The sequence below is a fragment of the Allostigmatella hybrida genome (assembly GCF_020103775.1).
GTDB lineage: Bacteria > Myxococcota > Myxococcia > Myxococcales > Myxococcaceae > Hyalangium > Hyalangium aurantiaca.
Map to the genome: position 1 here is coordinate 34,624 of NZ_JAHXBH010000020.1, position 12,391 is coordinate 47,014.

8 protein-coding genes are annotated in these 12,391 nt (G+C 68.1%); 5 read left to right on the plus strand and 3 right to left on the minus strand.

Annotated elements, in window-relative coordinates; genetic code table 11:
- Positions 1-12 precede the first annotated feature (12 nt).
- Complete coding sequence (locus KY661_RS25495; protein WP_225412699.1) at positions 13-1,383, minus strand: FAD-binding oxidoreductase; 1,371 nt, start codon at positions 1,381-1,383, stop codon at positions 13-15.
- Positions 1,384-1,495: 112 nt separating this feature from the next.
- Between KY661_RS25495 and KY661_RS25500 the strand changes: the two genes are divergently transcribed.
- The 5 genes from KY661_RS25500 (at position 1,496) to KY661_RS25520 (ending at position 8,936) form a co-directional block, all read left to right on the plus strand.
- On the plus strand, positions 1,496-2,077 hold the full coding sequence (locus tag KY661_RS25500; protein WP_225412700.1) for a DJ-1/PfpI family protein: 582 nt from the start codon (positions 1,496-1,498) through the stop codon (positions 2,075-2,077).
- Between the two features lie 199 nt (positions 2,078-2,276).
- The gene (locus KY661_RS25505) at positions 2,277-4,181 is read left to right on the plus strand and encodes a CBM96 family carbohydrate-binding protein (RefSeq protein ID WP_225412701.1); all 1,905 of its coding nucleotides are present in this window, start codon (positions 2,277-2,279) and stop codon (positions 4,179-4,181) included.
- A 217-nt stretch (positions 4,182-4,398) separates the two neighbouring features.
- Positions 4,399-6,384, plus strand: coding sequence for a hypothetical protein (locus KY661_RS25510; protein ID WP_225412702.1), 1,986 nt, complete (start codon positions 4,399-4,401; stop codon positions 6,382-6,384).
- Between the two features lie 32 nt (positions 6,385-6,416).
- A complete protein-coding gene (locus tag KY661_RS25515; RefSeq protein WP_225412703.1) occupies positions 6,417-7,637 on the plus strand; it encodes a hypothetical protein in 1,221 nt (406 codons plus the stop codon).
- 60 nt (positions 7,638-7,697) lie between these two features.
- On the plus strand, positions 7,698-8,936 hold the full coding sequence (locus tag KY661_RS25520; protein WP_225412704.1) for a DNA cytosine methyltransferase: 1,239 nt from the start codon (positions 7,698-7,700) through the stop codon (positions 8,934-8,936).
- 245 nt (positions 8,937-9,181) lie between these two features.
- Here KY661_RS25520 and KY661_RS25525 read toward each other — a convergent pair whose 3' ends face one another.
- Both KY661_RS25525 and KY661_RS25530 read right to left on the minus strand, forming a co-directional pair.
- Complete coding sequence (locus KY661_RS25525; RefSeq protein ID WP_225412705.1) at positions 9,182-10,165, minus strand: lytic polysaccharide monooxygenase; 984 nt, start codon at positions 10,163-10,165, stop codon at positions 9,182-9,184.
- Positions 10,166-10,292: 127 nt separating this feature from the next.
- Positions 10,293-12,125 (minus strand): potassium transporter Kup, encoded by a 1,833-nt coding sequence (locus tag KY661_RS25530; protein WP_225412706.1) that lies wholly within the window; start codon positions 12,123-12,125, stop codon positions 10,293-10,295.
- Between the last annotated feature and the right edge of the window lie 266 nt (positions 12,126-12,391).

Below are 12,391 nucleotides of genomic sequence, written 5' to 3' on the forward strand. Positions count from 1 at the left end.
CCCGGGGCCTGCTCAGAGCAGCTTGCCGGGGTTGAGCAGGCCCAGCGGATCCATCGCGGCCTTGAGCGTGTGGTGAAGCCGCATCGTCCCGGGGCCGAGCTGGGCGGCCAGGAAGGGGCGCTTGAGCAGCCCCACCCCGTGCTCCCCCGTGAGGGTGCCGCCCAGTTCCCTCACCACGTGGAGGATGTCCTCGAACGCCGCCTGGGCGCGGGCTACCGCGTCCGGATCGTTCCGGTCGAACACGAGCGTGGGGTGCATGTTGCCGTCGCCCGCGTGCCCGAACGTGCCGATGAGCACCCCGCGCTGGGCCGCGATGCGCTCCACCGCCGCGAGCAGCTCCGCGATGCGCGACAGCGGCACCCCCACGTCATCCAGCAGCGTGGTGCCCAGCTTCTCCAGCGCGGGGAACGCGAAGCGGCGCGCGCCCAGGAGCAGCTCCCCTTCCGCCTCGTCCGCCGACTGCGCCACGAAGGTGGCCCCGGCCGCCTCGCACACCGCCGCCATCCGCGCGCACTCCTCCACGCCCTGCTCGCCCCCCGCGTCGGAGCGGGCCAGCAGCAGCGCCGCCGCCTCCCCATCCAGCCCCATGGGCCGGGCGGCCTCCACCGCGCGCACCGTGGTCCGGTCCATCAGCTCCAGCAGCGAGGGCCGCAGGCCCGCCATGATGTCCATCACCGCCACGCCCGCCCCCACGAGCGAGGGAAACGAGGCCAGCAGCGTGGTGGCCTTCGGCGGCCGGGGCCGCAACCGCAGCGTGGCCTCGGTGATGATGCCCAGCGTGCCCTCGGAGCCGACGAACAGCCGGGTCAAGTCGTAGCCCGCCACGTTCTTCACCGTGCGGCCCCCGGTGCGCACCACGGAGCCATCCGCGAGCACCACCTCGAGCCCCAGCGCCGCGTCCCCCGTCACCCCGTACTTCACACAGCACAGCCCGCCCGCGTTGGTGGCCAGGTTGCCGCCCAGGGTGGAGAACTCCCAGCTCGCCGGGTCCGGCGCGTACCAGAGCCCCTGCTCGGCGGCGGCCGCCTTGAGCGCGCCGTTGATGACGCCTGGCTGGACGACGGCCAGGAGGGCGCGCCGGTCGATTTCCAGGATGCGGTTCATCCGGGCAAGCGACAGCAGGATGCACCCCTCCACAGCATTGGCGCCCCCGGACAGGCCCGAGCCCGCGCCCCGGGCCACCACGGGCACCCGGTGGGCGGTGGCCACCCGGAGCACCGCCTGGACTTCGGCCGTGGACCCCGGGCGCACCAGCACGCGAGGCTTCCCCGCCGGGGCCCAATCCGCCTGGTCGTGGCGGTGCGCATCGAGCACGTCCGGATCGGTGACAAGCCCCTCGGGTGGCAACACGGCCGCGAGGTCCCTCTCCAGGTGCTCGCTCATCACTCAACACTCCCGTGGAAAGGACTTGCCCTGACTTCCTGCGTCACGCGCCGAAGACGGTGGGCCACACGGCATGTTATCCCAACACACGAACCACAACCCGGAGTGAACCATGTTGGGCAAGAAGCTGCTGATGCTGGTGGGCGACTACGTGGAGGACTACGAGGTGATGGTGCCATTCCAGGCGTTGCAGGCCGTGGGGCACACGGTCCACGCCGTCTGCCCGGACAAGAAGGCCGGTGAGTTCGTCCGCACGGCCATTCACGACTTCGACGGGGCACAGACGTACAGCGAGAAGCCCGGCCACAACTTCATCCTCAACGCCACGTTCGCCGAAATCGAAGCCTCTCATTATGACGGGCTGGTGGTTCCCGGGGGCCGGGCGCCGGAGTACCTGCGCCTCAACCCCCAGGTGCTCAAGGTGGTCCGCCACTTCGCCGAGACGCGCAAGCCCATCGCCGCCATCTGCCATGGCTTGCAGATCCTCGCCGCGGCGGGGGCGCTCGAGGGCAAGCGCTGCACGGCCTACCCCGCGTGTGGCCCCGAGGTGGCCCTGGCCCGCGGCTCCTATATCGAGGTGGCCTCCGACGAGGCCGTGGTGGATGGCAACCTCGTCACCGCCCCCGCCTGGCCCGCCCACCCGCGGTGGATCGCCGGCTTCCTGCTCCTGCTGGGCACGCGCATCCAACACTGAGCCACGTCTTTCCCCAACACCGTGCCCGTTGGACCCTTCACAGTCCGTGACTTTTCCCCGGGAGGAAATGCCTTTCCTCCCACAGAGGCCCTTTCGCACGGATCTCCCGGCTCCCACGCCCCGGCACTGTGAATGCAAGTGAGGCATCGCACGTGCGCACCCCGGCGGGTGACGGCACGCGTGATGGTGGGGGCCGAACGTGAGCAAAGGGAAGCGCGGGGCGAAGTGGGCCGTCTGTGCCACTGCGGTGGGACTGACGGTGGGGTGCAGTGGGATTGCCGGACCGGAGGAAGGGCCGGCGGGGGAAACACAGTCACAGGAGCTGCTGGAAACACAGACCTTCGGGTCCATCGCCGATGCCCGGGTGGAGTCCTCCAACCCGGCGCAGAACTTCGGCACCTCCAGCACGCTCAAGGCGGATGCCTCGCCGGACTACTCCTCCTATCTGCGCTTCAACGTGAGCGGGCTGAAGGGCCCCGCGCGCAGCGCGAAGCTGCGGCTGTACATGACGGATGCGTCCACCACCGGGCCCGCCGTCTACACCACGGGGAGCGGCTGGCAGGAGGGCACCCTCACCTACTCCAACAAGCCCGTGCCGCAGACGCGGCTGGCCAGCGTGGGCGCGGTGACGGCGAACACCTGGGCCGAGTGGGATGTGACGGCCGCCGTGCAGGCCGATGGCGAGCTCAACCTCGTGGTGACGTCCACGGGCACGGACGGCACCGTCTTCTACTCGCGCGAGACGTCGAAGACGGACCTCCGGCCGCAGCTCGTGGTGACGGTGGACAGCGGCACCCCGCCGCCGCCGCCGCCCACGGGGGATTGGACGTTCTACAGCGCGGCGCAGGGCGTGCCCCGGTACGTCTACGGCGTGAGCGCGGACGCAGGGGGCAACCTCTGGGTGGCCGGCGGCGAGGAGGGGCTCTTCGTGCTCCGGAAGGGGCAGACCCAGTTCCGCCGCTTCACGATGGCCGACGGCCTGCGCCCCTACGGGTACATGCCCGATGGCAGCGCGCCCCCGGGCGTGAAGTACCTGAAGGTCATCTCCGTGGCGGGAGGCCCCGCGGGCGTCGCCTTCGTGGGCTACGAGGGCAAGAAGCCCGCGGCGGGCATGCCCAACTGCGAGGACGAGTGGGACCAGGCCTACTACGCGGGCCGCACCCCGGACGCGAGCATCTACAAGAGCGGGGACGCGGACCGGGTGACGCTCACGGCCACGGGCATCCAGGTGATGCACTACGACTTGTCCACCGGCCCCAACAAGGTCGCCGCCGAGCCGCGCGGGCGCGAGAAGGTCTGCAACATCTGGCGCATCGCCTATGACCCGAAGACGCAGAGCGTCTGGTTCGGCGGCAACCACGGCTTCGCCTGGGGCAGCGCGAACTTCGAGGGCTATAGCTGCGCCCCCGGCACCTGGGACTACGCCTGCGCCGGGGTGAAGGAGCACGTGCACCCGGCCATCAACGCGTGGAACGCGGATGCGACGCGGTGGGTGCTGCTCACGGATGCGTACTGGGGCGTGTCGGTGGCCTCCAACGGGGATGTCTGGTTCGGCGGCGCCAACCGCTCCACCCGCTTCCGCTATGGCACCAACGGCAACAACTACTGGCTCGCCCAGAGCCAGACGGAGGACAGCGGCTACGCCTGGAACCGCTACGACATCTGGCCAGATGCCGTGAGCGAGCCCACGCCCCCCACCCGCGAGCAGCGCGTGGATGACCACGTGTCCGGCATGGCGGTGATGGCCAACCAGAGCGTGTGGGTGGGCAGCTTCACCCGGGGGCTCGCCCTGCTCGACTCGAGCGGCCAGCGCCTGCGCACGCTCTCCACGGAGCTCGCCGACAAGAAGGGGTACGTGGGCGCCGTCGCGGCGGACTCGCTCGATGACAGCGTCTGGGTGGGCATGCGCTGGGGCGGTGGCGTGAGCCGGGTGCGCGGCAGCACCGTGGTGAACTACGGCGCCGGCGTGATTCCCAACCACCTCCTCTGGGTGCCCATCCAGGACGTCCAGGTGGACCGCGCGTCCAGCCCCCGGCGGGTGCTCTTCGCCTTCCAGGGCTCCGACACCGCGCCCGGCACCATCGGCATCTACACGGGCCCGTAGGAAGGACTGACGCCTGCCTGCCTCCCAAGCGTGCATTGCTGGGCAGGGCGCTTCCGTCCTCCTGAACGCCATCGTTCACTTTCTCAGAGTTTTCCAGCAATTCTTGAAGTACCGCCTTGTCTCATTCCGGGCGTCTCTGTACGAATAGAGCGGTCGACCGCCCCACGGCACCCGCTGCCGGGGGGACGGCCGATTCATTTCCCGGGGGGGACAGCTCATGCGACAGAAGCGAGGATTCATCGCGCACTCGGTGCTTGGCACGCTCGTGACCTTGGCCGCGCTGGCCGAAGACGCCATGGCGCAGGGCAGTCCGGAGCTGGTGCCGCAGCAGCGGCTCGTGGCCGGCGACACGGTGGCCTATGACTTGTTCGGCTTCTCGGTGTCCTACAGCGGGGACACGATTGTCGTCGGCGCGCCCTACAGCGACCACTCGGACCGGGGCAGCGCCTCGGGCTCCGCGTACGTGTTCGTCCGGACCGGGAAGACCTGGAGCCTGCAACAGAAGCTCACCGCCGAGGATGGGGCCCCGGGAGACCTCTTCGGCTACGCGGTCGCGGTTCACGGCAACACGGCCGTGGTGGGCGCCCCGCTGGACGATGACTCCGGCACGGACTCGGGCTCGGCCTATGTGTTCGTGCGCAGCGGCACGGTGTGGACCCAGCAGCAGAAGCTCACCAGCCCGGGGACGGCGGCGGGGGATGTCTTTGGCCATGCGGTGACGGTCTACGGCGAGAGTGCCGCCATCGGGGCGCCGCATGACGGCACCGCGGGCAGCCGCTCGGGGGCCGCGTATGTGTTCACGCGCAGCGGGGCAAGCTGGACGCAGCAGCAGAAGCTCACCGCCCCGGATGCGGCGGCGGAGGTGCGCTTTGGCTTCTCGCTGAGCCTGAACGGCACGGCGGTGCTCATTGGCGCGCCCTATGACAGCGGGAACGGCGGCGGCTCGGGCGCGGCGTACGTCTTCGCGCGCAGCGGGGCGGTGTGGAGCCAGCAACAGAAGCTTTCCCCGCCGGATGCCGTGGAGGACAACCTCGTGGGCTTCTCCGTCGCGCTGAGCGGGGGCACGGCCGTGCTGGGGGCGCCGTTCGGGAGCGACAAGGCCCACGGCCCGGGCTCCGCCTATGTCTACGCGCGCGGCGGGGCGGGATGGGTCCAGCAGCAGAAGTTCACCGCGGCGGAGAACAGCCAGGGCAACCTGTTTGGGTACTCGGTGGCGCTCAGCGGCGAGCAGGCCGTGGCCACCTCGCCGGGAGACGATGCGGACGCGCTCAACGGGGGCTCGGTGCATGTGTTCGCCCGGAGCGGGAACCTCTGGAACGAGCGGCAGCGGGTGTCGGTCCGCGCCTCGGCGGAGAATGACCGCACGGGCCACTCGGTGGCGCTCGGGGAGGAGCTGCTCGTGGTGGGCTCGCCGGGCGAGGACTCCACGGACACGGACGCGGGCGCGGTGCACATCTTCGCCCCGGCGGTGCGGCCTGGGTATGACTCGGATCCGGCCCCGGGCGCGGAGGTGAACGCGGGCAGTGCCCCCGTGGGCGCCTCCTCCAGCACGGTCATCACCGTCCGGGAGACGGGCAACGCCACGCTGGAGGTGACGGGCTTCACGCTGACGGGCCCGCAGGCCGCGGAGTTCAGCGTGGCGCCCAACACCCTGACCCTCGCGGATGGGGGCGCGCCCCAGCCGCTGACGGTGAAGTGCACGCCCAATGGGCTCACGCCGCGGAAGGCGACGCTGGAGGTCCACCACAACGCGCCGGGCAGCCCGGCCCTCTACTCGCTGACGTGCAGGGGACTGCTGCCGAGAGACCCGTACGCGGATGCCGTGTCGCCCAACACGTCCTCCATCGTGCTCAACCCCAACAACGCCGTGGGTGCGCCGGATGGGAAGCCGGCCACGGTGGTGGGCGCGCTGGGCAGCGCGCTGGTGCTCGACATGGGCGTGGGCGAGGAGGGCACGGGGGACCTGAAGGTGTACTACCAGGGCCTGGCGCTCGGGGTCATCACGCAGGTGGACTTCCTGCGGGCCGACAACACGGTGATCAGCAGCGGCGCACTGCGGATGCTGGACCTGGGCTTCGGCACGCGCATGACGACCGTCACCTATACGGGCAACGGCACGCCGTACCGCTACGTGCGCCTGCGCGGCGTGCTGACGCTGCCCTACAAGGTGGATGCGGTGGAAGCGGTCAGCATCGTGCCTTGAGTGGCCCAGCCGCAGCAGGCGGGAAATGCTCCATGCGTTTCTCGCCTGCCCCGAGTCTGCACCGTAATCTCCTGTCCATGGATTACCGTGTCTACTCCGTCAGCCGACGCGCCAAAGAGCCGTTGCTCCAGTTCATGCTCTCGGCACTCCAGAATTCAGGCTGCCGGGTTCTTCAGCATTCTCCTGCGGACAAGGCCCCGTTCCGGATCACCTTCGAGACTCCCTCTGGAGAGCGCATGGGAGTCCTGGCGTACGCCTTCTTCGCCAACTCGAAACCCACCAAGAACAGGCCGGACGATGAGCACCGGTTCCAAGTGAAATACGGCCCCGACGACAAGAGGCTCCATGCGCTTTGGCAGGATCCTTACCTGCTCTACACCACTCTCTTCTGCGGCATTGATCCGAAGCGTGGTATTTTCGTTGGGGCAGATCCTGAACTTCACAATCCCACCCGCTTCTTCATCAGCATCGAGTTCAAGGACCACCACGTCGAGGCGATCGAGCGTCAGGGATGGCATTCCTGGGAACGAGACCATCGTGCTGGGGATGACAAGCCAGTGGAGATCCTCGTTGGGGGAACTGCCAAGCACTTCTTGCGCTACATCCAGTTCGAACGGGAAGCCCTCCGAGAGGACCAAGGACACCGCCAGCTCTTGGCGGAGCGCATTCCCGATCCTCAACGGCTAGTTACCGCCCCCTCCGCCGGAGAATCTCTCAAGCGAGGGCCTTCTCCCAGCCGCCTTCATAAGCTCGCGCACGAGTTCGAGATGGATGAAACCCACGTACTCGACCTCATTGAAAATGCCCGTCGCTTGAAAATGGCCGTGCGTGGATGGGTCGCCGAGGCGCATCTTGTGCGTAAACTCCAGCAGGTCCCTGGAGTCACCGAATGTGCGCGCGACGATACTGAGGGACATCCCGACGTGCGCTTGCGCTTCGAAGGCAGCCGTTTTCTCTCCATTGAGTGCAAGAACGTTCTCCGGCAGACCACGGCCACCCACTTGCCACGTCTCGACTTCCAGCGAACCCGCGCAGCCAAGGGGAACCCCTGCTCCCGCTACTACAGCCCCAAGGATTTTGACGTGGTGGCGGCATGCCTCCATGCTGTCACGGAACAATGGGAGTACCGCTACATTCTCCCAGGACGGCTTGAGCCACACGCCAAGTGCTTGGGCAAGCTCGCGAGCAACGTTCGAGTGGACGCCCGCTGGCAAGCGGAGGTAGAGGCGGTCCTTCGCGCCGCCGCCGCATGAGCCCCCTTCTCCGGTCCTCAATAGTGGCGCTGTCACCGAAGCGTGCTACTGGATCTCCTCATGGGTAAGCCGAAGGTCATCAGCCTCTTCACGGGCGCTGGAGGGATGGACTACGGGTTCGAAGCAGCTGGCTTCGAAACGGCCGTCTCCCTGGAGATTGATCACGACTGCTGCGAGACCCTGCGGGCAAGCCCACGCCGGACTGCCGTCATCGAACGCAGCATCTTTGAGGTCCCCACTGAGGAACTCCTTGAAGCCGGACGGCTTATTCGTGGAGAGGCAGACCTCCTCATCGGCGGACCTCCCTGTCAGCCGTTTTCGAAGTCCGGCTACTGGGCACGCGGTGACGCACGGCGCTTGGATGACCCACGGGCAGACACCCTGGCCGCCTACATGCAGGCGGTAGAGAAGGCGCTCCCCCGCGTCTTTGTCCTTGAGAACGTTACTGGACTGGCATTCTCGGGCAAGGATGAGGGGCTCCTCCTCTTGCTCGACAAGATACAGCGCATCAATGCCGCAACAGGAAGCAACTACCGGCCCTACTACCAAGTACTCAATGCAGCCGCCTACGGTGTGCCGCAGATGCGTGAACGGTTTGTGCTGGTGGCTTCGCGCGAGGGGCTCCCATTCGAATTCCCAGCCCCTACCCACGTTGAGCCCTCGAAACAACCTGATTTGTTGGATGCAGGACTGCCTCCGTACCGCACCGCTTGGGATGCAATTGGCGACATCAAGCCAGACCCAAGCGAGGACCTGACCGTCAGGGGCAAATGGGGTGCACTCCTGCCCTCGATCCCCGAAGGCCAGAACTATCTTTTCCACACTGACCGGGGCGGCGGCTTACCGCTCTTTGGATGGCGGCGCCGCTACTGGACATTCCTTCTGAAGCTGGCCAAGAACCGGCCTTCTTGGACCATCCAGGCCCAACCTGGTCCCGCAGTCGGGCCATTTCATTGGGAAAATCGCCGCTTGAGCATCAAAGAACTCGCCCGGCTGCAGACGTTTCCGGACAACGTGCACGTGCAAGGGGGCCGCACCTCAGCGCAACGTCAGCTTGGCAATGCGGTGCCCTCACTCTTGGCCGAGGTTCTCGGCCGAGCCATCCGTACACAGCTTCTCGGACTAACCTCTTTGCGCGGTGGGCTCAAACTCCTTCCTGCGGATCGCCGTCCCATGCCCCCACCGGAAAAGGAAACTCCTGTCCCCAAGGCGTTTCACCAGCTTATCGGCGCGCACGAAGCACACCCTGGTACCGGCAAAGGGTACGGGACAAAGTCCAGGCTCCAGTCGGTCGCATAGAGCGGCTGGCGCAGCACCTTGTCAGCCGCCATACTTCTGGCTCTCAAGCTGTTGTCTCCAACAAGACACGCAGTGAAGCGCGAGGACTGCTCGTCTTTGCAGCCCTCGCGCTAAGACACCGTTTGCTACTGCTCTTTGGGAAACTTGCGTGTCAGCCTTTTAATGGGCAACAACTCAGTCCTCTTGGCCTTATAGCGCGTGCGCATGCGCCTTTCCTGGCTTGATTGAGAACTGTACTAGAAGGGTCAGTGGTTGCAGGACTTCTCGGGCGTGGTGGAGGGCTTCTCGATGTCGATCTGGAAGCGGTAGCCGTCCTCCTGCACGTACACGCTGTTGCCCTGGGCCGACTCGATGGGGAGGATCTTCCCCTTCTCATCGGGCGTGCCCACGCGCACGTAGCGCGAGCTGTTGTTCACCTGCTCGGCCAGCCGCAGCAGCCAATTCGCCGCCGCGCTGGTCTCCGTCAGCCGCAGGTCATGCAGCTCCGCGTCCCGCCCGTCCCGGTCGAACACCCGGAACGTCACCCGGGTCCCCGCCGGCAGCTCCTCGCGCGCCTGCACGCTGTCCAGCTCCTTCCAGCCCGTGTCCACGTGGCTCAGCGCCGTGGCGCCCAGGTCCACGTCGATGCACGCGTAGAAGGCCTCCGGGCTGTCCGAGCGCTGCCAGATGTTGTAGATGACGTGGCGGCCCTGCTTGCCCGCCGGCAGCGGGCAGCGCACCCGGTAGCGGCTGTTCACCGGCGTGAGGCTGTTCACCTCGCAGAACGGCGTGGACTCCAGGTCCGACCACTTGAGCGGCTGCGACGGGTTGTAGCCCGCGCGCGTCACGTAGAACCGGAAGTACTTCGTCGCGTGGGGCGCCGTCACGTGGTAGACGAACTCGAACTTCCCGTCCGAGCCCGGGACGATGCGCCGCGCCGGCCAGTCGCTGCGCGCCAGATCGATTCCCTTGTGCACCTCGTTGTTCGCGCTGCACAGCTTTCCGTCGGGAATCAGCGCGCGGTGCTGGTCATTGGCATTGCCCTGCCGCACCCCGTTCCAGTCGTACAACCCCTGCGTGCCGCCCGCCGCGATCGCCGCCTTGCAGGCCGCCGTGTCCGGGCTCTCGGGCCCCTCCTTGTAGCAGTTGTACACGCGGCTCACCGGCACCTCCATGGAGCCGTGGGCCCACGACGCGCCCGCGGACAGCAACGACACCAGGGCCAGGGAGGCAGGAACATGCTTGGTCATGACGGGTCTTCATCCTTGTGAGGGGGTTGCCCTCTCCAGGAGACGAAACCGGGGATTTTCGGGTCAACCTAAAATCCCTGCCGCGGGGCGCACCGTCCAGGCCTCAACACGGCCGGGCGCCTGGGCGTCAGAGTTCCACGCGGGCGCCCAGCTCCATCACCTGCCCGGAAGGCAGACGGAAATAGTCCGGCGTGTGGTACGCATTGCGCTGCATCACCCCGTAGAGCCGCTTGAGCCCCCGGGGCATCCCTCCGCCCCGCTGCGCACGCACATTCACCCAGCCCACGTAGTACGTCACCGCCTCGGTGGGCACGGCCAGCCCCTTCGCCTGGGCCAGCCGCAGCGCCTCCGGCACGTCCGGCCGCTCCATGTAGCCATAGCGCGCCAGGACGCGGGAGACGCCCTCGCCGAGCGGCTCCAGCTCCACGCGCTCGGGCGGGCTCACCGTGGGCACCGGCTCGATGTGCACCGTCAGCAGCACCACGTGCTCGTGCAGCAGCCGGTTGTGCTGCAGGTGGTGCACCAGCACCAAAGGTGGCCCTTGGCGGATGCCACTCAGGAACACCCCGGTGCCCTTCACCCGGGGCAGGCCGCCGCGGACGGCCCCGTGCAGGAGTGTGTCCAGCGTCAGGCCCTTCGCGTTGTGGTGCGCGAGCAGCAGCCGCTGCCCCCGCTGCCAGACCTCCATCCCCAGGAAGACCCCCAGGCCCATCACCAGCGGGAGCCAGCCCCCTTCGGCCACCTTGAGCAGGTTGGCGCCCAGGAAGGATAGGTCCACCGCGAGAAACGCCCCCGTCACGAGCGCCAGCGCCCAGGTGGTCCAGTGCCAGCGCTCGCGCGCCACCGCCGCGAAGAGCACCGTGGTGATGGCCATGGTGCCCGCCACCGCCAGCCCGTAAGCCGACGCCAGCGCCGCGGACGAGCGGAACCCCAGCACCACCGCCACACAGGCCAGCATCAATCCCCCGTTCACCCCGGGCAGGTAGATTTGCCCCCGGTGCCCGGGCGAGGTGTGGACGATGCGCAGCGGTGGGCAGTAGCCCAGCTGGATGGCCTGCCGCGTGAGGGCGAACACCGCCGAGATGAGCGCCTGGGAGGCCACCACCGTGGCCAGCGTGGCCAGCGCCACCATGGGGTAGAGCGCCCCGGAGGGCAGCGAGCGGAAGAAGGGCGCATCGGCCGTCTCCGGGTGGTGCAGCAGCCACGCCCCCTGGGACAGGTAGCTCAGCACGAGCGCCGGCAGGGCCAGGGTGAACCACGCGAGCCGGATGGGGCGCCGGCCAAAGCTGCCCATGTCCGCGTAGAGCGCCTCCGCGCCCGTGAGGCAGAGGATGACGGCCCCCAGCACCCGGAAGCCCTGCCAGCCCGACGCCTGGAAGAAGCGCACCGCATGCCAGGGATTGAACGCGGCGAGCACCTCCGGCGCCCGCGCGATTCCCCAGGCCCCCAGGACGCCGATGCTCACGAACCACAGCGCCACGATGGGGCCGAACACGCCCCCCACCTTCCCCGTGCCGAGGGGCTGCACCGCGAAGAGCGCCACGAGGATGAGCACCGTGAGCGGCACCACGTAGGGCTCGAAGATGGGCGTGGCCACCTTCAGCCCCTCCACCGCCGCGAGCACCGAGATGGCCGGCGTAATCACCCCATCGCCGTACAGCAGCGCCGCGCCGAACAGCCCCAGCCCCACCACCCAGCCGTTGCCCCGCCCCTGCCGGCCCGGCTTGAGCATCGCCACCAGCGCGAGGATGCCCCCCTCGCCGTGGTTGTCCAGGCGCATCAGGAGCGTGAGGTACTTCAGGCACACCACGAGCAAGAGCGACCAGATGAACAGCGACAGCACGCCCAGGATGTTCTGCGGCGTCGCGGGGACGGCCTCCGGGCCGTGGAAGCTCTCCTGGAGCGCGTACAGGGGGCTCGTGCCCAGGTCTCCGAACACCACCCCCATGGCGGACAGCATGAGGAGCAGGGGCCTCTTCGGACCCGAGGCTTCGCGCCGATGGGGGACAGGACCGGTCACTCCGCGCGTAGGTAGCACGGCGCCGTGGGCCGGCTGCCCCGCGGCTACGGGCCTTTTCCGCCGCGCGGGGAGCCGTGCTCAGTCCCCAACGTCCCGGATGCCGTCTGCTGGACTTTTCTCAGTCCTTCCGGTGGGTTACCCCCGTTGACGCGGGGAGCCAGGAGGACCTGGAAACGTTTTTCGAGGGGAATCGTCCGTGAGCCAGA

What these genes read in the sequence shown, in the direction of transcription:
- KY661_RS25530 (WP_225412706.1), bottom strand. Translation starts at nt 12,125, where the DNA reads ATGCTGTCCGCCATGGGGGTGGTGTTCGGAGACCTGGGCACGAGCCCC.
- KY661_RS25520 (WP_225412704.1), top strand. Translation starts at nt 7,698, where the DNA reads ATGGGTAAGCCGAAGGTCATCAGCCTCTTCACGGGCGCTGGAGGGATG.
- KY661_RS25510 (WP_225412702.1), top strand. Translation starts at nt 4,399, where the DNA reads ATGCGACAGAAGCGAGGATTCATCGCGCACTCGGTGCTTGGCACGCTC.
- KY661_RS25525 (WP_225412705.1), bottom strand. Translation starts at nt 10,165, where the DNA reads ATGACCAAGCATGTTCCTGCCTCCCTGGCCCTGGTGTCGTTGCTGTCC.
- KY661_RS25500 (WP_225412700.1), top strand. Translation starts at nt 1,496, where the DNA reads ATGTTGGGCAAGAAGCTGCTGATGCTGGTGGGCGACTACGTGGAGGAC.
- KY661_RS25515 (WP_225412703.1), top strand. Translation starts at nt 6,417, where the DNA reads ATGCGTTTCTCGCCTGCCCCGAGTCTGCACCGTAATCTCCTGTCCATG.
- KY661_RS25495 (WP_225412699.1), bottom strand. Translation starts at nt 1,383, where the DNA reads ATGAGCGAGCACCTGGAGAGGGACCTCGCGGCCGTGTTGCCACCCGAG.